This window comes from Terriglobia bacterium (assembly GCA_020072815.1).
Taxonomy (GTDB): domain Bacteria; phylum Acidobacteriota; class Terriglobia; order Terriglobales; family Acidobacteriaceae; genus Angelobacter.
This window is the reverse complement of record JAIQGE010000012.1, coordinates 312,296-334,700: the sequence shown is the minus strand read 5'-3', so window position 1 is coordinate 334,700 and position 22,405 is coordinate 312,296. Positions and strand designations below refer to the sequence as shown.

37 protein-coding genes are annotated in these 22,405 nt (G+C 60.9%); 17 read left to right on the top strand and 20 right to left on the bottom strand.

Annotation, left to right across the window (positions count from 1 at the left end):
• Nucleotides 1-8: 8 nt before the first annotated feature.
• The 19 genes from LAO20_16830 to LAO20_16740 form a co-directional block, all read right to left on the bottom strand.
• Nucleotides 9-416 carry a hypothetical protein gene (locus LAO20_16830; protein ID MBZ5533097.1) on the bottom strand — a complete coding sequence of 136 codons (408 nt, stop codon included), beginning with the start codon at nt 414-416 and terminating at the stop codon, nt 9-11.
• Nucleotides 417-564: 148 nt separating this feature from the next.
• Complete coding sequence (locus LAO20_16825; GenBank protein ID MBZ5533096.1) at nt 565-1,347, bottom strand: hypothetical protein; 783 nt, start codon at nt 1,345-1,347, stop codon at nt 565-567.
• Nucleotides 1,348-1,640: 293 nt separating this feature from the next.
• Complete coding sequence (locus LAO20_16820) at nt 1,641-1,931, bottom strand: hypothetical protein (GenBank protein MBZ5533095.1); 291 nt, start codon at nt 1,929-1,931, stop codon at nt 1,641-1,643.
• 70 nt (nt 1,932-2,001) lie between these two features.
• Entirely contained in the window at nt 2,002-3,468 is a 1,467-nt protein-coding gene (locus LAO20_16815; GenBank protein MBZ5533094.1) for a hypothetical protein, read from the bottom strand.
• Complete coding sequence (locus tag LAO20_16810; protein ID MBZ5533093.1) at nt 3,465-3,821, bottom strand: hypothetical protein; 357 nt, start codon at nt 3,819-3,821, stop codon at nt 3,465-3,467. The genes LAO20_16815 and LAO20_16810 overlap by 4 nt, the downstream gene beginning before the upstream one ends.
• A 13-nt stretch (nt 3,822-3,834) precedes the next feature.
• Nucleotides 3,835-6,006 carry a hypothetical protein gene (locus LAO20_16805; protein ID MBZ5533092.1) on the bottom strand — a complete coding sequence of 724 codons (2,172 nt, stop codon included), beginning with the start codon at nt 6,004-6,006 and terminating at the stop codon, nt 3,835-3,837.
• A gap of 9 nt (nt 6,007-6,015) precedes the next feature.
• Nucleotides 6,016-6,450 (bottom strand): hypothetical protein, encoded by a 435-nt coding sequence (locus LAO20_16800; protein ID MBZ5533091.1) that lies wholly within the window; start codon nt 6,448-6,450, stop codon nt 6,016-6,018.
• An 8-nt stretch (nt 6,451-6,458) separates the two neighbouring features.
• Nucleotides 6,459-6,923 (bottom strand): hypothetical protein, encoded by a 465-nt coding sequence (locus LAO20_16795; protein ID MBZ5533090.1) that lies wholly within the window; start codon nt 6,921-6,923, stop codon nt 6,459-6,461.
• Nucleotides 6,923-7,411, bottom strand: a complete 489-nt coding sequence (locus LAO20_16790) for a phage virion morphogenesis protein (protein MBZ5533089.1) — start codon at nt 7,409-7,411, stop codon at nt 6,923-6,925. Before LAO20_16790 ends, LAO20_16795 begins: the two co-directional genes overlap by 1 nt.
• Entirely contained in the window at nt 7,411-7,839 is a 429-nt protein-coding gene (locus LAO20_16785; protein ID MBZ5533088.1) for a DUF1320 domain-containing protein, read from the bottom strand. The genes LAO20_16790 and LAO20_16785 overlap by 1 nt, the downstream gene beginning before the upstream one ends.
• A complete protein-coding gene (locus LAO20_16780) occupies nt 7,840-8,136 on the bottom strand; it encodes a hypothetical protein (protein MBZ5533087.1) in 297 nt (98 codons plus the stop codon). It abuts the gene before it with no gap.
• Nucleotides 8,137-8,349: 213 nt separating this feature from the next.
• Entirely contained in the window at nt 8,350-8,997 is a 648-nt protein-coding gene (locus LAO20_16775) for a hypothetical protein (protein ID MBZ5533086.1), read from the bottom strand.
• Between the two features lie 170 nt (nt 8,998-9,167).
• The gene (locus tag LAO20_16770; GenBank protein MBZ5533085.1) at nt 9,168-9,494 is read right to left on the bottom strand and encodes a hypothetical protein; all 327 of its coding nucleotides are present in this window, start codon (nt 9,492-9,494) and stop codon (nt 9,168-9,170) included.
• On the bottom strand, nt 9,491-9,892 hold the full coding sequence (locus LAO20_16765) for a hypothetical protein (GenBank protein ID MBZ5533084.1): 402 nt from the start codon (nt 9,890-9,892) through the stop codon (nt 9,491-9,493). The genes LAO20_16770 and LAO20_16765 overlap by 4 nt, the downstream gene beginning before the upstream one ends.
• Nucleotides 9,889-10,284 (bottom strand): hypothetical protein, encoded by a 396-nt coding sequence (locus LAO20_16760; protein MBZ5533083.1) that lies wholly within the window; start codon nt 10,282-10,284, stop codon nt 9,889-9,891. Before LAO20_16760 ends, LAO20_16765 begins: the two co-directional genes overlap by 4 nt.
• 219 nt (nt 10,285-10,503) lie before the next feature.
• Nucleotides 10,504-10,689 (bottom strand): hypothetical protein, encoded by a 186-nt coding sequence (locus LAO20_16755; protein MBZ5533082.1) that lies wholly within the window; start codon nt 10,687-10,689, stop codon nt 10,504-10,506.
• Nucleotides 10,690-10,752: 63 nt separating this feature from the next.
• A complete protein-coding gene (locus LAO20_16750; GenBank protein MBZ5533081.1) occupies nt 10,753-10,956 on the bottom strand; it encodes a hypothetical protein in 204 nt (67 codons plus the stop codon).
• Nucleotides 10,957-11,044: 88 nt separating this feature from the next.
• The gene (locus tag LAO20_16745) at nt 11,045-11,530 is read right to left on the bottom strand and encodes a hypothetical protein (GenBank protein MBZ5533080.1); all 486 of its coding nucleotides are present in this window, start codon (nt 11,528-11,530) and stop codon (nt 11,045-11,047) included.
• Complete coding sequence (locus tag LAO20_16740; protein MBZ5533079.1) at nt 11,527-12,168, bottom strand: hypothetical protein; 642 nt, start codon at nt 12,166-12,168, stop codon at nt 11,527-11,529. The genes LAO20_16745 and LAO20_16740 overlap by 4 nt, the downstream gene beginning before the upstream one ends.
• Before the next feature lie 49 nt (nt 12,169-12,217).
• Here LAO20_16740 and LAO20_16735 point away from each other — a divergent pair, with 49 nt between their 5' ends.
• From LAO20_16735 to LAO20_16655, 17 genes are all read left to right on the top strand, one after another.
• Nucleotides 12,218-13,075 (top strand): hypothetical protein, encoded by an 858-nt coding sequence (locus LAO20_16735; GenBank protein ID MBZ5533078.1) that lies wholly within the window; start codon nt 12,218-12,220, stop codon nt 13,073-13,075.
• A 90-nt stretch (nt 13,076-13,165) separates the two neighbouring features.
• On the top strand, nt 13,166-14,047 hold the full coding sequence (locus tag LAO20_16730; GenBank protein MBZ5533077.1) for an ATP-binding protein: 882 nt from the start codon (nt 13,166-13,168) through the stop codon (nt 14,045-14,047).
• Between the two features lie 262 nt (nt 14,048-14,309).
• A complete protein-coding gene (locus LAO20_16725; protein MBZ5533076.1) occupies nt 14,310-14,510 on the top strand; it encodes a hypothetical protein in 201 nt (66 codons plus the stop codon).
• Nucleotides 14,507-14,794, top strand: a complete 288-nt coding sequence (locus LAO20_16720; protein MBZ5533075.1) for a hypothetical protein — start codon at nt 14,507-14,509, stop codon at nt 14,792-14,794. Before LAO20_16725 ends, LAO20_16720 begins: the two co-directional genes overlap by 4 nt.
• Nucleotides 14,791-15,141: a hypothetical protein gene (locus LAO20_16715; protein MBZ5533074.1), complete on the top strand. Its 351-nt coding sequence runs from the start codon at nt 14,791-14,793 to the stop codon at nt 15,139-15,141. Before LAO20_16720 ends, LAO20_16715 begins: the two co-directional genes overlap by 4 nt.
• Complete coding sequence (locus LAO20_16710) at nt 15,131-15,622, top strand: hypothetical protein (protein ID MBZ5533073.1); 492 nt, start codon at nt 15,131-15,133, stop codon at nt 15,620-15,622. Before LAO20_16715 ends, LAO20_16710 begins: the two co-directional genes overlap by 11 nt.
• A gap of 181 nt (nt 15,623-15,803) precedes the next feature.
• A complete protein-coding gene (locus tag LAO20_16705; GenBank protein ID MBZ5533072.1) occupies nt 15,804-16,145 on the top strand; it encodes a hypothetical protein in 342 nt (113 codons plus the stop codon).
• Nucleotides 16,146-16,171: 26 nt separating this feature from the next.
• Nucleotides 16,172-16,399 (top strand): hypothetical protein, encoded by a 228-nt coding sequence (locus tag LAO20_16700; GenBank protein MBZ5533071.1) that lies wholly within the window; start codon nt 16,172-16,174, stop codon nt 16,397-16,399.
• 3 nt (nt 16,400-16,402) lie between these two features.
• Nucleotides 16,403-16,963, top strand: coding sequence for a hypothetical protein (locus LAO20_16695; GenBank protein ID MBZ5533070.1), 561 nt, complete (start codon nt 16,403-16,405; stop codon nt 16,961-16,963).
• Nucleotides 16,964-17,027: 64 nt separating this feature from the next.
• Complete coding sequence (locus LAO20_16690) at nt 17,028-17,489, top strand: hypothetical protein (GenBank protein MBZ5533069.1); 462 nt, start codon at nt 17,028-17,030, stop codon at nt 17,487-17,489.
• A gap of 319 nt (nt 17,490-17,808) precedes the next feature.
• The gene (locus LAO20_16685) at nt 17,809-18,036 is read left to right on the top strand and encodes a hypothetical protein (protein MBZ5533068.1); all 228 of its coding nucleotides are present in this window, start codon (nt 17,809-17,811) and stop codon (nt 18,034-18,036) included.
• Complete coding sequence (locus LAO20_16680; GenBank protein MBZ5533067.1) at nt 18,033-18,329, top strand: hypothetical protein; 297 nt, start codon at nt 18,033-18,035, stop codon at nt 18,327-18,329. The genes LAO20_16685 and LAO20_16680 overlap by 4 nt, the downstream gene beginning before the upstream one ends.
• Entirely contained in the window at nt 18,326-18,745 is a 420-nt protein-coding gene (locus LAO20_16675) for a hypothetical protein (GenBank protein ID MBZ5533066.1), read from the top strand. The genes LAO20_16680 and LAO20_16675 overlap by 4 nt, the downstream gene beginning before the upstream one ends.
• A complete protein-coding gene (locus tag LAO20_16670) occupies nt 18,742-19,041 on the top strand; it encodes a hypothetical protein (protein ID MBZ5533065.1) in 300 nt (99 codons plus the stop codon). The genes LAO20_16675 and LAO20_16670 overlap by 4 nt, the downstream gene beginning before the upstream one ends.
• Nucleotides 19,038-19,442 carry a hypothetical protein gene (locus LAO20_16665; GenBank protein MBZ5533064.1) on the top strand — a complete coding sequence of 135 codons (405 nt, stop codon included), beginning with the start codon at nt 19,038-19,040 and terminating at the stop codon, nt 19,440-19,442. The genes LAO20_16670 and LAO20_16665 overlap by 4 nt, the downstream gene beginning before the upstream one ends.
• Before the next feature lie 408 nt (nt 19,443-19,850).
• Nucleotides 19,851-20,360: a hypothetical protein gene (locus LAO20_16660; GenBank protein ID MBZ5533063.1), complete on the top strand. Its 510-nt coding sequence runs from the start codon at nt 19,851-19,853 to the stop codon at nt 20,358-20,360.
• A 3-nt stretch (nt 20,361-20,363) separates the two neighbouring features.
• Nucleotides 20,364-20,879, top strand: coding sequence for a hypothetical protein (locus LAO20_16655; protein MBZ5533062.1), 516 nt, complete (start codon nt 20,364-20,366; stop codon nt 20,877-20,879).
• Between the two features lie 575 nt (nt 20,880-21,454).
• On the opposite strand, the gene LAO20_16650 is transcribed toward LAO20_16655, so the two are convergent.
• Nucleotides 21,455-22,291 carry a CoA transferase gene (locus LAO20_16650; protein ID MBZ5533061.1) on the bottom strand — a complete coding sequence of 279 codons (837 nt, stop codon included), beginning with the start codon at nt 22,289-22,291 and terminating at the stop codon, nt 21,455-21,457.
• Between the last annotated feature and the right edge of the window lie 114 nt (nt 22,292-22,405).

Here is a 22,405-nt window from a genome sequence, read left to right as displayed (position 1 = left end):
CGTCGCCATCAGCGCCCCATCCTTTCCCGCATGAACTTCTGTTTGCAGTTGTGCGCCGTTCCTTTTCGGAGGCGCGCGCCGCAGTCACCACAAGGCGGATTGTCGGCGTTCCACTGTTCGCGTCCGCGCGCGATCGCGATCAATCCTTCGGCTTCTTCCACTGTAAGTGGCTCCGTGAACTCAACGCCGGCATTGAGCATCTGCTCCAGCCAGATCAGGTACACCGCTCGCTCCGCATATCCGGGCGAGAGCCTGGTTCGCGGCGCCAGCTTGGCAAGCTGCTCAAGAGCGTTTGGCTGGCCTTCTTCATAGATGGCGTCCGCGCGCCGCGTGGCTGCGGGGTCCGGCTGGGAATGGTCACACAACTCCAGCATCGCCAACCGGACTCCTTCCAGGTCGTTGCTTACGCGAATCACAGATTCGCACCCCTCTTACGGCCGTTCCTCCGCTCGGAGTGCGATTGTGCGCCTGTTGCAGCGCGACGCGGCGCCCTGATGGGCCGCGCCGCTTGACCTGCATTTTCTGATCCGCGTTCATCTGCGGCAATCAGCGGTAAGGTTTGCCTCATGCCGCTTCCTGCGCCTCGCTGATGTCCGGGCCGCGGAAGATTTCATCCACAGCGACGAACTTGTGATAGGCGTCCATCTCCCGGCGAATGTTCTCCGGCCCTTCCAGCGGACACCCGTTGATTGCGTAGCCGTCCACGCTCAGAACCAGCTCGTCATAGATGGATAGCAGCGCCTTGTGGCGTTTGCTGAAGACGGTTGCGCCATCGCGCGAACCGCCCACCACCGTGCTCTTGCTGCCGGCGCTCAGGAACGCGCGCTTATGGTTCACCGTGGGAGGCGAGAAGCGATGGGCCAATCCTTTGAACTTGGTCATGCTTCCGTCCGCGGCGGCCGACCATAGCGCGTCCAACAGGACCTCCATGGAATCGCCGTCTGCGGGCGCCTGTGCTTCCTCGGTGGATGAGAGCACGTCAATCAGCGCTTGCGACGCTGGCAGCATGTGCCGCGGCCAGATGCGTTTCTGCCAGTCCGTCTTGGCCATGATGTCGCCGGAATAGCCTTCCACTTTGAAGAGCTTGCTCTCAGCCAGTTCGATCAGTGCGGACTGCGCGTCAATGGTGGTTTCGCGTCCGGCGGTCACGTTGCGCGCGGTCACCGTGATGCTGGCGAAGTAGCGCTCCCACTCCGCCTGGCTGATGCGGCTGAAGTGGAAGGTGTAAGTGTATTTGCCGTCGCGGATGGCGATGATGCGCGGCTGGTCGAGCGGCAGCAGCGCAGGCGTCGAGGGCGTGATCTGTACATTTTGTACATTTTCCAAAGTTCCCGATTCGCTGTTCATGGCGAGGATCTCCTGACTTTTGATTGTGAGTTTTTTCAGATCAGAATTGCTCGCCGTGCAAGCGGCCCGGAGCAGCAGTCAGTCTCCAGGCGGACCGGAGAAGTGTTTCCAGTCCAGGACCGCGAAGCGGTGCGGCCCTTTGTTACGAATCAGAAGTTACCACCTGTCTCTTGCCGTTTCCACCAACTTTTTTATAACCGAGGCCGCTTTTGGCGGCGGCCCCGGTCCCCCGTCTTTCAACGGGAAGCACGGCACGGAAGCTCCCCCGAACTGCGTGCCGAACGTCGAAAATCCTAAGTTGAAGTGGGAGCCGCGAAGAGTGAAGACGGATCAACCGGCATACACTGGCTGAGCGTCGCCGACCACTCCTGCCCGTGGATAGGCAGCCATGGACCGAAGCCCAGCTCAGACTTGAGCCGCTTCGCGACCGGAACAAGAGTTCCGTTGCACGTTGTCGACTGGCTCTGCGCTCCACAGAGAATGCCGATAGTTTCGCTGCCGACTTCAATTTCTCCGGCCTTATAAAGCTCGCGTTTGACAACCAGGTCGCCCGCTTTGGCTTCCTGTCCGTTTGCGTAATGCATGTTGGTTCTCCTTTAAAGTTTGAGGGGTCCGGAGCGGCTCGCCTTTAGGGCTGCCGCTCCGTCATTTTGCCTACGCTCCAACGCCGTAGGTAGCCTGGTTATTGATCACCACCGCCTGAAACACTTCCTGCGGTGAGTTCTTGAACACGTCCTGGTCGCCGGCGCTAATGGGCCAGATAATCTCGCGGCCGTACGCCGATCCCGCCGTCACCATGGGGTATGACCCGGGGAACTGCAGCGTGAGCTGCGCCGACGCGCCGGAGTTGGTGATGATCTGCAGCTCCTGCGGCGTGTCATTCAAACCGATGGTGCGCAGATCGTCCACGTCTTTCGCCGCCACGCTCATCTGCCAGTTGGCGCGCTGCTTCAACACTTTCATGAACGTGCCAAACAAACCGCCACCCGGAGCGCGGTTGAGTTGCATTTCCATCACCAGGTGCACTTGCCAATCGCGCACGCGCTCTTTGATGCTGGTAAGCGCCGTAGTGGATGACGGCAGCGCCGCGCCGGCGACGAAGCCGGTAGATGGCTCGGTGAAAATACCGCCGCCCGTGGTGATGGTGGCCACCTGCTTGGTTTCCGTGCCCGTGGTGGTTGAACCATAAATATTGATCGCCGTGATGCCCTTGGGAAACACCGCCGGCCCGGTGACCTTGCTTACGCTGTTGGCCGGCACGGCGATGGACATTTCCTGGCTGGCCAGCGTTTCTCCCGCGGCGTTCTGGTAGGTGAACTTATAGAACGCGGTGCGAGCGCCCAGGGCGCCAAGGACCGTGGTTGACAGCGTGAACTGCTGTTTGGCATCGAAGATGTTGGGCGCGGCCGTCCCCATCTTGATGTCCGAGTCCGACCCCATCAGATAGAGCGGCGCCGACAATGCCGGGAACGCCACCGAGCCTTCCACGTTGCCTGAGCCAATCATCTTCAACTGGCACTGCAGCGGTCCGGCTTCCTTGCCGCTGATCACCAGGTCCATGATGGCCAGGTCCGTGATCTGGTAGATCACGTCCGAAGTTTCCTGGAAGAGGATGGAGGTCACCGGCATCTGATTGGTGGATTGCAGGAACTTGAAAGTGTGCGTGAACGGCCCGGTTCCGGTGACGGTGTCCGCGCCCATGGCAAAGAACAGCGCCCAGCCGGCCAGGAAGGAATCAAGGTCAAAGCCCCAATCATAGGACGTGTCCTGAGCGACGCGCTGCTTCACCGTGGGCCACTGATGGCCCTTGTTGGCCAGTTGCTCGTCAGAATAGAACTGCGGGACGATGCCGGCGAATGCGGTGCCCGGATTGCGCGGCCGGTAAGTGTAGCTGGCCGCCGAGACCGGCGTAAGAAACGTGTTCTGCTTATTGGGCGAGATGGCCACGTTCTTGATGTCCAGGATGTCCTGCGGCTCGAAGGCCCAGCGCACCTGCGCCATCGCCATGCGACGCCAGCCAAAGATCGCTACGCGGCGATCCGGCACAGCGCCGAGCAATAGGGCAACGAGCAACTCGCGCAGCCACGCTCCAAACATTTTCAGTGTGTTGAAGAACTTCATTTTCCGTCTCCTTCGTCCACGTCGGGGATCTCGATCTCAATGGCGGTTGGTGTGCTCTCGGCGTCGGCGCCGTCTTCGCGCAGTTGGTTGGCGTGCCTGGTTTCGGCGGGATCGGCTTCGCCATCCGGCACAATCTCAAACAGCAGGTGGCCGTTGCTGTGCTGGTGGCGGAGTACTCGCTCCCAATCGTAGGCGCGCGTCACGCGCTGCGCCTCGCCGGCCTTGAAGATGAAGTCGTGGTGGCCGGAACCTGAGTCGCCCGGACCGCCGCCGCCGGTCACGCGAAGCGTCCCCTCGCCGGCCTGCTGCGCTCCGAATGGGGTGAGTCTGACGTTGACAAAATCTGCGCTCATTAAAAGTTTCCTCCTACTTGGTGCGCGAAGTTTTTCCGGTCTTCCCTGTGCCGCTGGTCGTAGTCAATCCGCCACGCCTGCCCATGGATGATCCCGATCCAGGCGCATATCCGAATGGTCCCTGGAAAGCAACTTCGGGGGAACTTAAAATTCCTGTAGCGATGGACGACCCCGATGCGCTGCCGGTAAACGAGCCGAATCCGCCCAGTAGCGCGGTACTGATACTGGAACCAGGCGCGGTACCGGCAAGATCAGCCGTTCCTGTAAGCGCCGCATTCGACGCGGCTACTCCTGCGGACGTGCCGCCCAGGGATCCGCTTGCGGTCAGCGTTCCGGCAACGGTTGACGATCCTGCCGATGCGCCTGTTGGCCCTGAGCCAAGATCGGTGATTGTTCCGGCTACGGTCGCAGTTCCAGAAGACGAGCCAACGAGCGCGCCGTTTCCAACGAGTGCGGACGTGCTCCCCGCAATGCCGGCGGAGCTTGCAGCAAGCGCGCCCGCTCCTGCAAGGGCCGCGGTGGACGATGCAACTCCAGCCGAACTAGCTAGCATTGCTCCGTTTCCCGCCAGAACGGATGTGCCTGCCGCCACGCCAGCCGAACTTCCGGCAAGTGTCCCGGCTCCAAGCAGAGATCCGGCAGCGGTCGCAGATCCTGCACTTGTGCCCGACATGGCGCTGAGAAGATCGCCCGTAGCGGTGGCCGTCGCGCTGCCAGCGGAGCTTCCCGCGAGAATGCCTGCGCCTGCCAGCGCGGACGTGCTTGCGCCCACGCCGGTCGCCGCGCCAGCCAATGCGCCGTCTCCCGTGAGCGATGCCGTGCTGGATGCAGTGCCGGATGAAGAAGCGGACATTGCTCCGCCCGCGGTACCTTTCAGCGCCACTCCAACGATGGCCCACGATGTTGACCCTACCGAGAAAGCCACAGCGTGGCTGCCCGAGGGCGAATCGTAGACCCATTCATCGCTTATCGGCTGGTGTGTGCCAGTATCTTGCGGCACAGCCGGCTGCTGATTGGCGATGAGGAACCCGTCGCCTTGAATCGGAGTGAGTGAAGTGGTGTCCTGGGTCATCGCGCCGACAAGGATGTCGCCGGCGGAGCCAACCGTCACGTTCACCGAAGGCGCTGCGCTTGTTCCGGTAGCGGAATTTGTTCCGTCCGCCGGCGAAGCAGTATCGCAATTCTTGAATTCCAGGACGCTGATTGAGATCTCGCCCGATGATCCGTTACCGGTCACAGTGATGGTGCTGGCAGAGTTGACGTTCTTGGCGACGAACTGCCTGACCGTTCCACCCGCGCCGGTGTTCGCTGTGCTGGTTTGGACGTAGCTATTTGAGCCGCCAGAAGCGTTGTCGGTAACCGTTGGCGTTCCAATTCCAAAATGCCCGACGTTCACCACAACGCAATCGCCGGCCGTCAGCGTGGCAAGCCCTTGCCCTGAGCCGACGGCGAGAGAAGCCGCGGACGCAGAATTGTTTCCTGCCTTCTGCACGAACGTTGGCTTGCTGGCGTCGCGCGCCGGCGCCAGCGCCATACTGATCAGACCCTTGGCCGCCGAATTGGCGAGCGTGACTGTTGTAGCGCCATAACTGCCGGCCGTCGTCAAAATGCCGAAGGCTGTTCCAAGTCCGCCGCCGAGACCGGAGTTATTGGTGTCGTCAGTTGCTTCGGTGATTGAGGCCAGGCTTGCATTGGTCCATGCGGAGAAGTTGGCTGTGCCGGTTGCATCGGGGAGGCCGCAGGAAAGCGCGGCCACGATCATGCAGCCGTCAACATCTGTTGTAGCGCCCGGAATCGAGCCACTGGTGTCGGACGTTGCCTCAACTCCTCCGGCGGTGACCTGTGCGGGATTGCCTTCAGCCACGCAGCCGCGGAAAGCCAGAATCCGTCCGAGTTGGTGATCGCCGGAATCACTGGTGGTTGGCGCTCCCTGCGTGCCGTTGTAACGCGACCAGAAACATGTGAGCCTGGTTGCCCCGCTTGCGGCCGCTGTGCCCGTTCCCTGTGGGGAATTATTGAGCTGCGTCCACGTTCCGCCGTTGGGAGTGGGAATGGTAATGGCTTGGTTTGACGTTGCCAGGTACAGCAGCAGGATATCGCCGGCGGAAATGGATGCAGGCAGCGCCGGGCTGATGGCCCCGGTGCCAGCCGCTACTGTTCCCGCATTGACGAAGGTGATGGCCATTAAAGCTCTTTAGTCTTCGGTGATGGTCAGCGCGCTGGCTGCAAAGCTGGGCGTAATCCCCGCGCTCACGGCAAGTGATGCCGTCAGCGCTCCGCTATACAAAATCTTGCTGGCCCCGCTAGTGGCCACTCCCACGGAAAAATGGGTGATCGTGTTGGAACCGGCCGTGCACGCTCCGAACGTAATCGTCGCTGCATTTACGGCTTGCGATGTGCCGCTGCAAGTCCAGCCGCCGGACGTCCTGGCCACGGCCACGCGGGCATACCCGGTATAGGTGGCCTCACTGGTGGTCTGATCGCCAGCCTCTCCCGGATCGGCAGTGTGCAGCGCGACAAACACGTTCGTCAGCGGCGCAGTTGCCGCGTTGTCGGCGATATTAGCGATGCCCGTGGCATTCAGGATCAACTTCAACAGATCAAGCTCGAACGTGTTGCTTTTACTCATGGCTCTCCTTAGCTAAATTGCGCAGCACCGGTAACAAGCACCTTTACGCCGAACCAGGTGCCGTTCTGGTCGAACTGAAAGAACTCCACACCATTGAGTTTGATGGGATCGGTTTTGCCGCCATCTGCCAGCGTGAGCCGCAATCCGGCCACGGCCTTCCTCACCAGTGAGATCAACTTCTGGCAGCCGATACGTTCATTGTCCGTGCCGGTAAGGTCCTGCGCCCCGCACAAGATCAGGAATTCATGGTCCGTGCTGTATGTGGTGCGCGTGGTGTCTCCGCGCTCGCCATCCAGCGTGCTGGAGTAGATAGGAAGCACGGCCGGCGGGATCGCGATCAGGCTGCCTTCCGCGTCCACCGTCTTGTCCGTGACGGCCGCGACCAGGGCATGGGTCGCGGCGATCCCGGCGTCCGCCTGCAATGCAGCTAGGAGGGCGGAATGGACATCTTCGATCTTGAGCTGCGTCGGCATTACTTCAGTCCTGTCTGGTGCGCGGCCTGGTCAATGTAGCGGTCCATGGCATCGGCCATGCGCTGTGGATCTTCGGGACGAAACACCAGATACGGACGCGCTGGAATTACCGGACGGCGTCCGCCTTTTTTCTTGAAAGGCCCGCGACGTCCGGCGACGCCGCCCTCCTGCTGGATGGCCGCGTACTTCAAATTTGTGCCGATAGTCAGCGTGTTGCCGCCGACTTCATAGTTGATGGAGTTTTTCAGCCGCCCGCTCTGGATCAGGATCTTCCTGCCCATCCCGCCTTTGCCGCGCTTCAACGTGGACGCAGCCAGCGGAGGCCACGATCCAGCGGGCGACCCCTGGTCGCGAAACGTCTGTTCAATCGAGCTGCGCATGATGGCGCCCGCGATGTTGAGCAACGGCTCCGGCTTGAGCTTGTCGGAAAAGTTCTTCAGCGCGAACTTCACCGGCTCGGCATTGACCTTCCACTTAAACTCCGCCATCAGACAAACCCCGCCAGGTTGTCGTCGCTGAACTTCTCTTCCACGTCAGTGCTCTGCACGTCGCCGCCGCCGGACTGCGGCGTTGCGGATACAGGCTGGTCCAGCCCGGCTTTGCCGGTGGACAGATCGCGCAGGAAAGAGACGGCATCTTCAAACGCCTTGCGCACGTCGTCCTTCACGCGCTTGCGCCGCAGATAGAGTTTGTATTCCGCGATGTCCAGGCAAATCCCCTTGACCTGGTCAGACGCCTGCAGCGGCACGTTGTAGCGCGCGCGGCAATAGGAATCAATCAGCGCGGACGACTCCGTAAGAACGTCAGTGACCACCTGAGCATTCACCGCGCCGGAATTCGTGTCGTCAGTGAGCTGGATCAGCTCAGCGGCGGTGATCCGGCGCGGCGAAAGATCGGCTTGGATGGCGTAGGGCACTTACTTCCCTGCCTCGGCCTTCTTGGTCTCGATGGCGGCCAGCATTTCATCTTTGGTCAGCGCCATGTCGAGCTCGAGCCCCAGGGTGTCCTTCGCGAAGTTGACGAGTTCCTGCTTGGTGAGCTTGGCCAGGTCAGGGCCGTTCCCGTTCGCGCCGCTGGTCTTCGTTTCGATTATCGGGGTCACCACGTCTTCGCCCATTGCGGCGGCCTGTTTTGCGGTGAGTTCAATGCTCTCCCCCGGAGCGTAGTCATCACCGTCGAGTCGTACCGGCGTCTTCACTGAAAATTTGGGCATTTCCTTTTCTCCTGTTCTTGAAGTTTTACCGAGGGCCTGATTGCTCAAGCCCCCGGCAGCTCTGGCGATTCTCCGCTACCCAACCTTTTCCCTTGGCTAAATAGCCGCGCCAAGTCCTTGGTTTAGGCGACCGCGTTTTTGATCAGGTAGGCGTAGAGCGACACCAGGACCGCTGCCGTGGCGACCGCTTCGATTGCCTTCTTCCGGATTGTTTTACGCTGCGCCAAGTCCGTAGATCTCGTCCACTCTCTGCTTCAGCTGTTCGGGGCTGAGCTGCTTCTTCTTCTCAACGTCTTTTTTCAACGCGACGACTTTGTCTTTGATCTGCTCGATCTTCAGCTTCAACGCTTGCTCGTCGGTCTTTTGCTTGCGCTCCTGGATGTCCAGCTTCCGATGGTTTGAGAGCAACTCGCCCAGGGCCAACAAGCCGCTTACAACTTTGGTCCGGCTCTTGTCGTCCGCGTTCTGCATCATGGCGAAGAGCTGGTCGCCCAGGGCGTTGCGAACCGCATCCGGCAAGTCCTTAAAATCTTTTCCCGCAAACAGCGCCGCGATCTCCCGGGCTCGCGTCTGGTCCGCCAGCATCTCGCGCTTCACCTGCTCCACTCGCAGGTCGTACCAGCGAAACAGCGTGGTCTGCGGAATCCGCCCGCCGGGGAACTGCTTTAATGTCTCGGCGTCGGCGGCGACCGTCTCCCACTCTTTAAAGCTCGGCGACATGTCTTGGATCTCGCTCCACGTCCGGCCGGCGGCGCGTTCTTTCATCACGCGGTCCAGCAGCTCCTGCGGAAGCCGGTCCATCTTGAGCGGCTGCCGGACTTGCGGCCGCTCTCCGACTTTTCGTCTGCGCTTATTCGCCACGAGAATCATCCGCCTGAAAATCGTTCTCCAACTTCAGCCCCGCGCCGTTCTTTGCCTTCGGGCACTTCTGGCAGTTCAGGTCAGCGTGCCCTCCGTCCCTGCACTTGTTGCACGTCGCGCCAAACACTCCGGAGCCCCGCACGCGTGACAGTGCCCAAGCAGTCCGGCCCTCATCTCAAAACATGCACCGCTGGATCGTCCTCACTTCCCTCAAGCAGGTCACGCCCATCGGGCGTGATCATGATCTGGGAAATGCGCAGGTCGTTCGTTTTGCGATTGCGCTCTTCCTGAAACACCAGGTAGCCGCGTTCCTTCAGGTCCTGCAGGATGGTCAGAACGTCATTCTGGCCAACGTCGAAAAGCATCTTGCGGAGAACGCCCCACAAAACGACGTGGTCCATCCGCGACCGCTGCTTCTCATGGCCTTCATTGACCAGCTCCAGAATTGTTCCCCGCAAACGCTTGCGGGTCTCGACATCGTGTGGCGACGCGCTCATGTTCCGGCTCCGCGTGATTCTGTATTCCGCTCAACCGTCTCCAGCTTTTCCAGGACCTTTTCCATGGTGGTGCATACGTGGTCCAGCAGGATCTTCTGCTGCTGGGTCTCATAGCTGTCTTTGTTCGCTATGGAATTCACCGCGTCAGCCAGACGCTGCTGCGCGGCCGATGATTCCTTGGCCGCCTCCACCATGCTGCGAAACCCGCTGTTCACCATCACCAGGCCCAACACGCACAGAAGGCTCAGCGGGCCCCACGTCCGGAAAGTGTCAATGATTGCGTGGGGATCGTTTTCCACCAGCTTCCACGCGATCATTCCGCCAACGCCCATGCTGGTGCCCATCACCGCATGCCGCATCAGTTCTTTGCCGCCGGTAGTGAGGGAGCCGAGATTCATTTGCCGGCCGTGCTCTTCGGATTGAAAACCGCGACACCGGTTGTTGGCGCCGCGACATTGACTGGCACAGGCGCGCCCGGCGGCGTGATGCTCAATCCAGCCTTGGTCGCTCCGGCGATTACGTCGCCGACGATGGTCGCGATCTGCGCGCCGGTCAGCGGCTGCTTGGATTGCGCGACGCGGCGGACGTCTTCCAGCGCGATCATGGTCATCTGCGCCGCGCGGTCGCTTTTCGCGCCGAGTCCGGCCAGCCCTGCGGCCATCGCCAGCATTCCTGTGGCGACAGTTCCGTTGAACGCGTTGAACCACCAGCCCAGGCCGGCGACGATTGCCAGTCCCGCGGCCGAGAGGTAAGTCTTCTTGCCTTTGAGAAATTCACGGATTCTGTTCACCGAACCCCTCCGGTCGTCCGATCTTGTGAAATTTTCTTAAAACGGGGTCTGACCCATGCCGCCAGACCAATTCCTTGCCCGGTGTTGCGCGTGACAAGACCCCTCTAAAGAATTTGTGGGGCTACCCTGGCCAGTTTTTGCCAGACCCCCCACTTTTCGGCTAACTCGGGAGTTACCCCCGGTTGACGGAAAGCAACTCCCGTGCTAGCTCATCTGGCGTTAAGCCGGAGTGGCTGCGCCGGCGGTTTTGTCGGCCGCCGCCTGACCGTCCGCGATGCGCTTGTCAATGGCGGCCTTCCAATCTTGGCCCGCCGTGATGAGTGCACTCTTGGTGACATTCACTCCGGCGGCCGCAGCCTGCAGGTTGCTCTCTGCGAGTTCGAATGCTTTCTGTTTCTCGTCCATGGTTTTCAGTTCTCCTGTTTCGGTTTGTGACGTTGCGAAGCAGCGCGCTTCGGGAAAGCCTTCCTACTTCTGAATGTTCGCGTCGTCGGCTTTGACCGCAGCCACGGCCTGATCGATCAGTCCGCCGATGCGCGCGATGTAAGCCGCGTCGGCTTCGCCCTGGGCCTGCGGATTGCCGTGGACCAGCTTGGCGATGTCGGCGACGATTAGCGGCCCGGCTTGCGCAAAGATCGGCAGCAGAGTCGCGATAAGTTGCGTGTAGTCCATGATTCTTTTTCCTTCTCCGCCATTCAGCGCCGGCGGCGCGCGATACTTTCACGAGCCCACATTGTGGCCACACCGTGGCTACAACTTCCTACGGGCCTCCGAACTTGGCTTTGAAGCTTTCCAGTGTGGCGACCAGGCCTGCGATACTGCCTTCCACGATCAGCTGCGAAGTTTGGTTCTTAACGCCGACGCTCGTAAGGTCAGAAGGCGAGACCGACGCAGCCACCGCGACCAGGGCGCCCTTCCAGTCAGCCGTGCCGCCGTTTTTGGCCACCTGGATTTTCTCGATGGCCACCACGTTGGCGGCAGACATCTTCTTCAGCAGCGGTTTCACATGCGCGTAGTAATCTGGTTCAGCCGTCTCCAGCTTCTCCACCGCGGCATTCGCCGAGGCCAGGCCATCTTCAAGCAGCTTGCAGGTGTCCGCGGCGTCGGCCAGCGCGGACGCTTGGACCACTGCGGGGTTGGACGTGTTCACGTTGTGCCGGCAGCCGGCCGTCAACAGAAGGCTGGCCATCCCCAGCGGGAGCAGCACGCGAGCGGCAAAGCCGCGAATAAGGTTTCCGAATTTCATTTTTCCTCCTTGGAAGTTTTCACCGGACCGGACGGGTTCGCCGCGGCGTTGTTCTGCGCGCACGGCCCTTCAGTCCACCAAACGTTTTTGCAGACGAACCTGATGTCGCGCAGCAGCGGCCTGCAGTCCGCGGGTTGAAAGCGGAAGCAGATGCCGGGCGCGTCGGGATGTTGTGGCGGAACGAAGGTGGTCCGCGTGGAGACTTCAATCAGCGCCGGTGGCGGCTGCTTGGCTTTTGTTCCTGGGTCCCAGGTAACCGCGGCGAAGTAGACCAGCACGCGACTGCACGCCGTGGCCACGCCATTCGAGATGACGACGTTCTTCTCCGGCCGGCTGGTTTGCTTGCAGTTCTCCGGGCGGTAATAGATTTTCTGGATGCTGTGCGTGTCTGGCGTCTGGGCGCGGATGGTTGCCGGCGCGAGCATTGCGACCAAGAGAATGCAGCCATTGATGATGCCCGCAGCCAAACTTTTCCCCACCTGGCGCGCCGGAATCCGCAACGTATTCTCGGCGCCTCCGCGTCTCCGCGGTAAGACTTCCGGCAGCGGCGCCGCGATCTTCTGCATGATGCGTTCGCAGTCGTCGGCGTGATCGCGCTGGCACGGCAGGCAGAACTGAAACAAGATGAAGTTGCGCACGCGCGGAATCCCCTTGCCGTCAGGACAGGCGTGAGCGCAGCGGCTACAGATGATCCGATGGTGGCCCAAGCATCCGCAGTCCAAGCAGATCGAGTCCTTTTTCAAGACTCTCCACCAGCGTTTTGACGTTCTTTGGGGAAGCGCTTATTGCGGCGGCTCGATTGCCACGCGCTCCGAGTTTGCCGACGAGCTGCTGAAAGAACACCAGCGTTTGGTCAAAGCCGGCGACGCCGACAACTCTCCGCTGCCGGCCGCGAGCGACTTCATACAGACCGCGGCCAACTGGATAGACGCTTTTAATTCCGGTTTCAAGCACAGCGGCCGCGGAATGAACGGCAAGACGCCGCAGCAGATTTATGACGCGCAGCTTCCGCCCAAGAATCGCCAGCCGGTGAATCTGGCCGACGTGGCGCAGCTATTTTGGGACCGCCAGAAGCGCGTGGTGTCCGAAGGCGGATGCGTCGATCTCTTTAATGCGCGCTATCAGCCGGCGGACGCAGAATCGGCCGCTGCGCTCATGCTGGAGATCAAGCGCGAAGTGCTGGTGGCCTGCGATCCGCTCAGTGTTGGTGAAGCCATCGCGCTCACGCCGGAAGGAAAGTTCCTCGGCAACCTGCGCGCGCAGGAGTTGCTGGTCCACGGCGATACGCCAGTCGAAGCCATCCGCTCGTCGCTGCGCGCGCGCCGCCAGGTTTTCACCGCAACCAAACACTATCTGGCCGCGCTCGGCAACCACCGCTTGCTGGCCGGCGACGTCACTGAACTTGAAGCACTCCAGCATCGGGGTGCTGCCAGCTCGATCAAACCCATCATCCACGCCTTGCCTGTTCCCAAGGCGGTCAACGCGCCGGCGCAACCGCGCCTGCACATTGATGACATTGCGGACGGCTACTTTGAGGAACCTTAAACCATGGCACTCTCCTGGAAACAACGCAGGGACCTTCTTGCCGTGTCTGCTTCACGGCGCACCAGAGTAATACGCGACACCCGGAAATACATGGCTTTGAGTGGCCTAGGCGAGCAGGACCTGGCGAAGCGCGTCAACTATTCCCACGCCACACTCAACCTCTTTCTGAACAATCGCTATCACGAGGTGTCCGGCGACGACTCCGCGATCTGCGCGGCCGTGGAAAGCTTCATGCAGGCGGAGCCTGTCAGTCTTGAAACCGAGACTGAAGGGGCGCTTTACGAAACCGAGAACGTGCGCCTGCTGCGCAAGTACTTCTATGAAGCTCTGGATTGGGGCGTCCCTTATTATTTCCGCGGCGCTCCGGGAACACAAAAGAGCTTCGTGCTGCGCAGCCTGGTAGCCGAACTCAACCGCCAGGACCTGGTCAAGAACGGCCACGGACGTCGCGCCTTCTACATCTATTGCAGCCAGGGAATTCGCCCGACGCAGCTCATGAAGGACGTGGCCATCGCCGCACGTTCCATTAGCACGGGCGATACACGCCGCATTTTCCGCAATCTGCGCTTTGATCTGCGCGGGCGCAAATCTCTCTTCATTTTCGATGAAGCCCAGCACCTAGACATCCCCTGCCTGGAGACGGTGCGCGAACTGCACGACATGCCTCCGCACAGCGGGCTGCTCTTCGCTGGATCGCATGAGATCGAGACGACGTTTAACAGGCTGGATATGGAGCAGTGGGCATCGCGCCTGCGCAAAGGCGCCGAGCTGCCCGGCATCCAGGAAGATGAAGCCGAAAAGATCATCCGCGCGGAGTTGGGACCGAAGGCCAACGTGAAATATCTGGTCTCTAACTCATACGCCAAGGACCTGCGCAAAGGCCGCGAGACGAAATACATCTCAGCGCGATACCTATTCGGCGGCATCAACAAAATCCGGCGCGACCGCCAGAAGGACGGAGACGCGCAATGATTCACAGTTGCTCCTCGACGCAGGATCTTTTGAGCCTCTTCTACACAGACCTAAGATCGCACATTGAATCCTGGCAGCATGTTGCGTTCTGTCTTCACTGCCGGGTTTTCATTTGTAGCTGCTGCTCGTCGACGGAGCGGTGGAAGGCTCCGATAGAGGCGCTGCCGACACCAGGTGTTGACGCCAAGTCGTGGTTCTGCGAATTCCTATCCCAGGGCGATGACTTTGCCGCCGCACACACGCACGGAACTGCGAGGGTTCAATGACCTGGTCAGAACTCAGCGCACGCGCGGACCGCGCCGCCGAACGCCTGGACCGGATCGCCTGGAAGCTTGCGTGGAACTCAGACCGGCGCATGGAGCACGCCGCCACCTGGGTCATTGTCATGGCCGCGGTCTATTTCCTGGTGAACATCCTGGTGGCGTGGTTCTCCGGCAGCTTCTTTCAGTCGGTGACGCCATGAATGAGCACACGGTGGATACGGTGAAGTGCGCCGTCTGTGGCGCGCTCAAAGGCGAGACCAATCACTGGCGCGTGCTGCGCGTGAAACCGAAGCGCGGAGCCGAGGACACCAGGCTGACTGCGACGCTGATCATTGACGCGTGGGACGCTAAGTCGGCGCGACGCAAAGGATCATCACCAACCTGCGGAAGCGCATGCACGCAGAAAGCGGTCGAACGTTTCCTTGCAGGATCTCCGCTGGCGGGATCTCCGCTGGCAACGCCGGCAGCCGGAGGCACGCAATGATCCATTCCACCTTCGTTCCCATCGCGCGCATTGCCGATCTGCTCACGCATCTCTACGCCGCTTACAAAGGGTTCGCCCTGGCGGAGATCCCGGCATCGCGGCCGCTGGCAATCCTGAACGAGCTGCGCGCCGAGTTGGGCGACAGCGAATACGACGCTTTTGAGTCCGACATGTCCCGCCTGCTGAAGAAGGTCGCTGCCTGGCACGCCGTGGCCACCATCATCGCCAGCGCCATCCGGCGCAAGATGGCGATGCGCAGCGCGCTGGGCTCGCGCCACCGGATCATTGAGTCTTTCAACACCAAAGAATCTTTCAACAACCGACTGGAGAACACGCATGGCAGTTAAAACCCCCATCCCCGAGAAAAAAGAGATTGACGCGCTGGCCGCGCTCTATCTCGAAGCAAAAGCCAACGTCGAAAAGGCCGCCGAAGGCGTCGCCTGCCTGCGCGACCAGCTCACCGACATGGTGAACGAACACGGGTTCGTCCCCAAGAAGGCGACCAAGTCCACGCGCATCATCGGCGAGACGTATGAGATCACCTTGAGCCGCGGACAAAGCATTGAAGTGGACGGCACGGCCGTCATGCGCATCCGCGCCACACTTAAGACAGCGGGTCTGAGTAAATTCTTCCGCAAGCTCTTCCGCCGCGAAGTGATTTACGTCCTGGCCGACGGCGCGCACCAGTTCATGGTTGAGCATTGCCTGCCCGCCGACGTGGGCCGCTATTTCGCGCAAGCCGTGATGGTCCGCGAGAACTCGCCCTACCTGAAAGTCGAGCCGGTGAAAGAAGAAGCCGCCGCCGGCAAGAAAGGACGGGCCGCATGACGCTCCCCCTCATCTGCATATTCTGTCGAAACGGACGTCATGCGCTGTGCACTGAAACCTTTAGGGTCTTTGGCGACGGCAGCTCGTGGACCGCCTATTGCGAGTGCACGCACGGGCTCGGCATCCCTGAAGGCGAAGACCTGGGCGATCTGAGCGATCACCTGCTGAGCGAGGCCGCAGCATGAGCCTCCGCAACGCAATTGAATTCCTCGTCCTGGGCGCAATTGCTTACCGCGTCTGCGACAAAGCTCTGGCGCGTCTGTTCATCTGGCGGCATCGCCTCCGGCAGGAGAAGTGGATCGCCAAGGAGCGCGCAGCCCGCATCGCCAAGCTGCTGGCCGAGACGCACAAGGCTGCCAGCGCCTCCATGACAGGGCATCCTTCGCCGCTGGATGTCTTCTACGTGGAGATTCCGCGCGGCGTGGACGTGATGCCGCTCCTGAAGTTCACCATGTGCATGCTCCGCATGCAGGACCCTCGCCGGTTCTTTTCGCAAGGAAGCTCGGAGGAGCTGGACTCATGACTGAGCGACTGGAAGGAGCCGAATAAATGATCTCAACGCCAACCCAGACCTACATGTTCAATGACGGCGCCGTGCTCATCACCAGCGCCGCGCCTGGCGCGTGCACCTGCGGACGCTCGGCTTTCCTGTTCATCAACCGCGACGGTGTGACCGCCTGCCTGGACTGCGATTACCGGCGCTTAATGGTGGCGCCAAGCGAGACCGTCGCCACCAGCGGGGACAGCGCGCAAGAAGCCTTCAATCTGATTGTGTGAGCTATGAAGTACAACGCAAATGGAACTCCGCGCGGCGCTGGCAGCGACTATGGGTCGGATGCTCGCGCCGACATCAAGCTGAAGCCGTGCGATCGCTGCCGGCTGCGCGGTCACTATTGCGAAGCGCAGACCATCGGCGACGACGAAGAGCCGCTCTGCGTGTTCTGCGCGGACGGCGTGACCTGTCTGCATGAGCGCGTGGACGCCAAGAAACGCGCGGCCGCGCCGGCAAAGCTTGGGCCGGAGATTCTCCGCGACGCCATCGCTGAAGCAAAGCGTCCCGAAGGGCAACCGCGCAAGCCGCGTAATCCGAACTCGCCCTGGCGCGGCAACGCCGGGCTAATTTTGAGCAACAAAGCGCCGCAACGTCCGCCATCGGCGACGCCGGCTGAACCAGAAGCAAAGAAGGAGACGATCATGAAAGCAAGAGCGCCACGTATGTGCGCGTGCAAACCTGGATGCCCTGAAATAGCCAAGAGCAACGCATCGCCGTACGCCAAAGGCCACAACCCCAACGCCAAGAAGCCTGCATCGCGCAGAGCTACGCCCCCCCCCGCAAATTGAAGACCAAACGCGGACGTCCCGCGAGCGGAGCGCCCAAGCAGGAGTTACGGGCGTCTTCGCCGGCATGAGCGAGGACGCCGCGGACTCGCACGCTCGCCGCGTATTGATGTCCGGCGAAGGTCCGTGGCCGCTCACACCGCTGCAGCGCGCGCTGCTCCGCATTCTGCTGTTCCGCGTGGGCGCGCGCAAGGCCATCACCTTGCGAGATCTTATCGCCAGGCTGGAGCAAATCGCCGATGCGCAATCCGCCGGCTCTCCCCACGGACCCATGGCCAGTGAGCGCGAGATCAAGGACGCCATCCGCAGCCTGGTGATTGACTTCAAGGTGCGCGTGGGCGCAACGCGCAGCCGCCAGCATCCCGGCTATTACCTGATCACCAGCGCCGAGGAACCGCGCGACACCGCCCGTCCTTACGTGCAGGAGATCAAGAACCTGGCGCAGCGCGTCCGCGTGATCCTGGACCCGCACGACCTGGCGGAGTTTGAAGGCCAGCTCACCCTGGCGGAAAAGAAGGAGGCCGTGTGAAGAAAGCCGCTATATTGCCTCCATTGCGAGGGCGCCTCACCGAACGACGGCGCAGATGCATCAGGACCTTTAGAGTTAACTTTGGCTTCTGCCAGATGTGCATGAATCCGCGGCGCAAGCCCGCCCTCCATCTCGTTCTGGAATTTGCCTTCGCTCAGTTTTGCGTCCACTTCAGGCCTTTCGTTAAAGGCGATGACATCACAGCCCATATGAGCCAGTTCAGCAAAGCAAGCGATCTTCGACTTGGAGTTGATCTTTGTCGCGCCTGCTCACGTCGCCTTGTCGCACGCATCGAGGCAATTCTCTACAAAGGACAGCTATGACCCAACACGTCTGTCGCGCCACAACCTGCAACAAGGCCATCGCCGATTCATCCATGGGCTGCGCTGTCGGAGCGTCGGCAAAAGGCCTGGTCATTTTCGCGCGACGCGCCGCCGAGGGGCTGCGCATCGTCAAGTCAGCAACCGACCCTACCATCGTCCGCCAGCTCACCGGGCGCGAGATAACCAAACAGTGCTGGCTTCCAGTGAATAGGAGCAAACCATGATGGCCCACCTCAACCTGCCGGCGGCGAACGTCGTCGCTGTAGGACTCGACAATAGTCTCTCCGTCGGCGCCAACTCAGGAGCATTCTTCATATTCCTGGCCGAATGCCAACGCTTCCAGCGCGACACGCTGATCGCCGTCGCCGACGCGATGGAAACCGGCGCGCGCCAGCTTGAACTCACCAAAGCAACTCTCACGCCCGACGAGCTGCGCGCTGAAGCCGCAAAGCTCCGCCAGCACGCTGAGCGCATCGCGCCAGGCGGAGTCGCCGACGCAACCGGAGTGCCAGCATGAGCCAGCTATTTAAAGTCGCCAGTGATCGCGAGTGGGCAAGCCTTCCACGCGCACGCTACAACTTGCAGTTCGTCCGCACCGACCTCCACGGCGACATCTATCAGGCGCTGGAGTATCTGAAGGCCAATCCCAACCGGATCGTGAAGATCAAACTGGCCGAAGGAATCAAATACGAGTCGAAGAGGAGCGTGGCGCATGAATATGCTTCCCGGCAGAAACTGCCGCGGCTCTCTACGCTCTGGGACCCATCCCGGCGCTGGCTTCTTTTCACCGCGCGCGCCAAGAGGGACCTGCCTCTTCCTCTACCGCCTGGCATTCCGGCCAAGCGCTTGTTCATGAGCACAACCGCTGCGGAGTGGCGCGACGTCCGCACCACGTTTGACCGCCGGCACACCAGCGCGCGGAGATCAGCATGAGCGCTGATGTCATCCTCAAATTCGCGGCGACGCTGAAATCGCAGACATGCAAGTGCGTGGTCAGCGCGTCGGTCACGCCGGACCGCAGCCTGAGCGTCATCGCGATCCACAAGTGCACCGATCACGAGCCCGTGATCGAAGCGCTGTCGGCAGAGGCTTACCGCGTCGTGCACGACGCGCTGGCCAAGTGGAAACTCGGCGTCGAGATGGCGCCCTACGTCATAGGCAAAGGGCCGGCCGCGGTGTTCGCAAGCACCGGCATCAGCGAGGTGAGGCTGTCAGAAGGAGCGAAATGAGCATCAAGAGTTCTGTCGTCATTGCAAAGCTGCTGTGTTCCGAAGGTTTCACCGATCACCTCGGAAATCAGATCGAGAAGTACTGGAAAACCTCCATTATGCGCGGCGGAGCCAGGCGCAAGATCGCCCGGCTGGAGAAGGAATTCTCCGACGCCATGACCGCGAAGCTGGACATGAAGGAAAGGCTTCTGTTGGGCAGATTTATCGCCCTGCACAAACGGATGAGCTTCGACACCGCGCTGAGGATCGGACTTCAGGCCTTTCAAATGAAATGCCCTGAGAGTGGCCGTATCTTCCCTTCGGCCACTTCCGTGAGTCCCTGGGCGATCCCCTTCAATTCTTCGGACGACAAATCGTCGGTTGAGATCACGGAAATCGAAGCGGACATGCAGAAGGAATGAGGCGGTCTGTACCGCTTGGGGTTGCCCAAAAGTGAACGGGGTTTTAGCCGGAGACATTCAGACTGGGAACTCTCCGGTGTGTGGCAGAGCGTTAATAGCGGCCAGCCGTCCAAATGCCGAACGGGCGCTCGTTACGATCCTAGGAGACCATAACCTTAGTAGCGTGGGGCGATCCCAAGGGGTACATACAAACAATGGCCAGGTTCTGCATCTGCGGTTGCGAGCGTGAGCTGGTCCTGTCTGATGGCTCGACGGATTACAAACGGATGTTTTACTCCAAAGCGTGCAGGGACAAAGACAGCGCGCAGCGGATGCGGGACCAGCGGAAGAAGATCAAAGGTAAGAATATTTGCCCGACGTGCCGGCGTCCGATGCAGAAGTAGAATTAAAGGCCTGGAGGAAACAACAATGGGCATGGAGATCAGAAGGGTTCCACCTGACTGGCAGCATCCGAGGTACACGAAGGATAACGCCGAGAGACCAGAGCAGGTAGGCAAGCTGATTCCGACCTGCGATAACGACTATGAGAGCGCCTCAGAAGAGTGGATGGCGGAGCTCGATCTCTGGCGAGCGGGCAATCATCCCGATCAGGTGGACTACTGCAAATATTATTGGGAATGGGCTGGTGCGCCTCCAGATGAAATCTCGTATCGCCAGCGCAAGTGGACAGCGGAAGAAGCCACGCACTTCCAGGTCTATGAGACCGTCAGCGAAGGCAAACCTATCACCCCTGCTTTCGCAACAGAGGCTGAGTTGGTGGATCACCTGGTCAATAGTGGAACCGATTGGGACGACGAGCCAAAAGGATGGCCGCGCGACAATGCTAAGAAGTTTGTTGAACACCAACACGCATTCTCCATGGTTAAGCATCCAGGCGAAGGCATCAAGCAGGTTCGCGATCCGGGTTTTTTCAAATAGCCAATGCCCGAGACGAACATCACTCGCGACCAACTCAAGCGCCTCCAGACGCTGTGGGGCCAGTACGCCCGCCGCGAGTTGATTGTTAGCGCCCGCGAGGCCAGACTGACATGGGCTTCGGAACAGGTCAACCGATTTATAGCCAGCTTCAGCGAACTCACACTGGCCGAAGCTTCCTCGCTGATCAATGTTCTCCAGAGCGGCATGGGGATCGCTGAGACCAGGCCCGACGCGCGGCCGCGGCGCTTCCGCTCCCGCATCAAAGACAAAGACCAGGCCCATGACGCCGGCACCGAAGGCCGCCACGGAAAGCGCGGCAAGCTCACCATCGCCACGGCCGAAGATATCGGCATGATTGACGCGCAGCTCTCCAACATGGGTTGGACGCGCGCTCGCCTGGACGCGCTGCTGGCGTCGCCTTCGTCACCGCTCGGCCGACGCTCCAATCCTCAACTGCGCACGCTGGCCGATGTCAATCGCGTCCTGTGGGCGCTCAGGCGCATCTCAGGCAAAAGGTGAAGGCGGAGGCCCACGCATGAGACGCAAGCCCGAACAGCTGCCATTATTCCAAGAGAAATTCGTAAGCGTGAGCTGGGTCTGTGAGGAGTTGAAGACCTCTCAGTCTAACGTACTGCGTTACCTGGAGGCGGGGCTGTTGCGTGGATATCAGCTTCGCCCAGGCGGCTGGTGGCGGGTACTCCTTGACTCGGTGGTTGAGTTCAAAGAACGGGCCGCGAGCCATCGCGCGCTGGCTCGGGATGGCTCAAAATGATGGCAGTGGGATGGCAGTGGGATTTATTGGACTCGTCCAGCCTGTCAGTTGCGCCGTCTCCGCCTGAAATGCGCCTGAGATCGCCTTTTGCTGCGCCAAATCGCGGCGAGGCAGTGGGAGTTGCTATCTCGCTGTCACTTGCCACGCGGAATCAATAACTTACACCTATACGGCGGCGGCGTCCCGCCATGAGGCACTGCAGCCATCTCCACCGCAGCGACGCACCGTAAGGCCCGCCAAACCGCGACATTCCACCTTATTACGCCTCCTTCCGCCACTGCACTCTACTTCCTGTTCGCCCAAGTTTGGGGGCGATGACGGGTCATCGCACCGCGACGATCGGTAAATCACGCTCCGCCGCCCAGCTCTCCCACGCAAGCGCGCTTCGCTCGCGAAAGATGCGGACGAATTCGCCGTGGTCCGCCTGCTGGAGCTTGAACTCTGCCAGCAGGCGCTCGGCGAAGCGGGGTTCCAGCGCAGCCAGCGCAATCCAGCCATCGCTGGCCTGGTAGAGGCCGTAGAGCGGAAGGCCGCCGCCCAGCAGCTTTCCCCGTGGCGTTAGTCCGGCTTCAAGCGGCGCCGCCAGCTCCCGCGCGCAGTCATACAAAGAAACCATCGCACACGCGGCTTCGCCCGTCCGGGCAAAGTTGAGCAGCAGCGCCAGCGCCTGGCTTACACAGCGTTCGGCCCCAGCCAAATCCACAAACAGACTGGGCGGCAGCTCCGGCGGCCTGACCAACCCGGCTTCCGCGAGGTACGTCAGATCGTGGCCGCTTTTTTCCTCCAGCGGCGCCGGGTAGCCGATGATCCCCACAAAACACAGCTTGGGATGGCGCGCATGAACGCTCTCCCAGTCCAGGTCCAGGCGGCCTAGAGCAGACGGCCGAAACGACGCAATGAGCAAGTCGGAGCCAGCGAGCAGCTCTTCCAGCTTGGGGCGTTGCGCAGGCTCTTTCAGGTCGAGCGTGATGACCGTCTGCCCTTGGATCATCGCCTGGTACCACGCCGGAGCAAAGGTCCTGATGGGATCGCCCGTGGGAGGCTCGATCTTAATGACCTGCGCGCCCATTTTCGCCAGGCGCGACGCGGCCACCGGCCCCGGCGTGTTGATGCACAGGCTCACGATCTTGATGCCGCGCAGCGGATTCTCATTAGCCATCAAAAACTCTCTTGTTTGCAAACCCGGCCGACATTATATGCAAAGCTCAGAGTCCAAAGCCGACGGCGTCCGCGCGCGCATGGTAGAATCCGCTGCGCTTGCTCCAGGAGCGAT

Excerpts from the sequence above, each read along its gene's own strand:
- LAO20_16825 (MBZ5533096.1), bottom strand. The coding sequence starts at position 1,347 with ATGAACAGCGAATCGGGAACTTTGGAAAATGTACAAAATGTACAGATC.
- LAO20_16820 (MBZ5533095.1), bottom strand. The coding sequence starts at position 1,931 with ATGCATTACGCAAACGGACAGGAAGCCAAAGCGGGCGACCTGGTTGTC.
- LAO20_16815 (MBZ5533094.1), bottom strand. The coding sequence starts at position 3,468 with ATGAAGTTCTTCAACACACTGAAAATGTTTGGAGCGTGGCTGCGCGAG.
- LAO20_16810 (MBZ5533093.1), bottom strand. The coding sequence starts at position 3,821 with ATGAGCGCAGATTTTGTCAACGTCAGACTCACCCCATTCGGAGCGCAG.
- LAO20_16805 (MBZ5533092.1), bottom strand. The coding sequence starts at position 6,006 with ATGGCCATCACCTTCGTCAATGCGGGAACAGTAGCGGCTGGCACCGGG.
- LAO20_16800 (MBZ5533091.1), bottom strand. The coding sequence starts at position 6,450 with ATGAGTAAAAGCAACACGTTCGAGCTTGATCTGTTGAAGTTGATCCTG.
- LAO20_16795 (MBZ5533090.1), bottom strand. The coding sequence starts at position 6,923 with ATGCCGACGCAGCTCAAGATCGAAGATGTCCATTCCGCCCTCCTAGCT.
- LAO20_16790 (MBZ5533089.1), bottom strand. The coding sequence starts at position 7,411 with ATGGCGGAGTTTAAGTGGAAGGTCAATGCCGAGCCGGTGAAGTTCGCG.
- LAO20_16780 (MBZ5533087.1), bottom strand. The coding sequence starts at position 8,136 with ATGCCCAAATTTTCAGTGAAGACGCCGGTACGACTCGACGGTGATGAC.
- LAO20_16770 (MBZ5533085.1), bottom strand. The coding sequence starts at position 9,494 with ATGAGCGCGTCGCCACACGATGTCGAGACCCGCAAGCGTTTGCGGGGA.
- LAO20_16765 (MBZ5533084.1), bottom strand. The coding sequence starts at position 9,892 with ATGAATCTCGGCTCCCTCACTACCGGCGGCAAAGAACTGATGCGGCAT.
- LAO20_16755 (MBZ5533082.1), bottom strand. The coding sequence starts at position 10,689 with ATGGACGAGAAACAGAAAGCATTCGAACTCGCAGAGAGCAACCTGCAG.
- LAO20_16750 (MBZ5533081.1), bottom strand. The coding sequence starts at position 10,956 with ATGGACTACACGCAACTTATCGCGACTCTGCTGCCGATCTTTGCGCAA.
- LAO20_16745 (MBZ5533080.1), bottom strand. The coding sequence starts at position 11,530 with ATGAAATTCGGAAACCTTATTCGCGGCTTTGCCGCTCGCGTGCTGCTC.
- LAO20_16735 (MBZ5533078.1), top strand. The coding sequence starts at position 12,218 with ATGATCCGATGGTGGCCCAAGCATCCGCAGTCCAAGCAGATCGAGTCC.
- LAO20_16730 (MBZ5533077.1), top strand. The coding sequence starts at position 13,166 with ATGGCTTTGAGTGGCCTAGGCGAGCAGGACCTGGCGAAGCGCGTCAAC.
- LAO20_16725 (MBZ5533076.1), top strand. The coding sequence starts at position 14,310 with ATGACCTGGTCAGAACTCAGCGCACGCGCGGACCGCGCCGCCGAACGC.
- LAO20_16720 (MBZ5533075.1), top strand. The coding sequence starts at position 14,507 with ATGAATGAGCACACGGTGGATACGGTGAAGTGCGCCGTCTGTGGCGCG.
- LAO20_16715 (MBZ5533074.1), top strand. The coding sequence starts at position 14,791 with ATGATCCATTCCACCTTCGTTCCCATCGCGCGCATTGCCGATCTGCTC.
- LAO20_16710 (MBZ5533073.1), top strand. The coding sequence starts at position 15,131 with ATGGCAGTTAAAACCCCCATCCCCGAGAAAAAAGAGATTGACGCGCTG.
- LAO20_16705 (MBZ5533072.1), top strand. The coding sequence starts at position 15,804 with ATGAGCCTCCGCAACGCAATTGAATTCCTCGTCCTGGGCGCAATTGCT.
- LAO20_16700 (MBZ5533071.1), top strand. The coding sequence starts at position 16,172 with ATGATCTCAACGCCAACCCAGACCTACATGTTCAATGACGGCGCCGTG.
- LAO20_16695 (MBZ5533070.1), top strand. The coding sequence starts at position 16,403 with ATGAAGTACAACGCAAATGGAACTCCGCGCGGCGCTGGCAGCGACTAT.
- LAO20_16690 (MBZ5533069.1), top strand. The coding sequence starts at position 17,028 with ATGAGCGAGGACGCCGCGGACTCGCACGCTCGCCGCGTATTGATGTCC.
- LAO20_16685 (MBZ5533068.1), top strand. The coding sequence starts at position 17,809 with ATGACCCAACACGTCTGTCGCGCCACAACCTGCAACAAGGCCATCGCC.
- LAO20_16680 (MBZ5533067.1), top strand. The coding sequence starts at position 18,033 with ATGATGGCCCACCTCAACCTGCCGGCGGCGAACGTCGTCGCTGTAGGA.
- LAO20_16675 (MBZ5533066.1), top strand. The coding sequence starts at position 18,326 with ATGAGCCAGCTATTTAAAGTCGCCAGTGATCGCGAGTGGGCAAGCCTT.
- LAO20_16670 (MBZ5533065.1), top strand. The coding sequence starts at position 18,742 with ATGAGCGCTGATGTCATCCTCAAATTCGCGGCGACGCTGAAATCGCAG.
- LAO20_16665 (MBZ5533064.1), top strand. The coding sequence starts at position 19,038 with ATGAGCATCAAGAGTTCTGTCGTCATTGCAAAGCTGCTGTGTTCCGAA.
- LAO20_16660 (MBZ5533063.1), top strand. The coding sequence starts at position 19,851 with ATGGGCATGGAGATCAGAAGGGTTCCACCTGACTGGCAGCATCCGAGG.
- LAO20_16655 (MBZ5533062.1), top strand. The coding sequence starts at position 20,364 with ATGCCCGAGACGAACATCACTCGCGACCAACTCAAGCGCCTCCAGACG.
- LAO20_16650 (MBZ5533061.1), bottom strand. The coding sequence starts at position 22,291 with ATGGCTAATGAGAATCCGCTGCGCGGCATCAAGATCGTGAGCCTGTGC.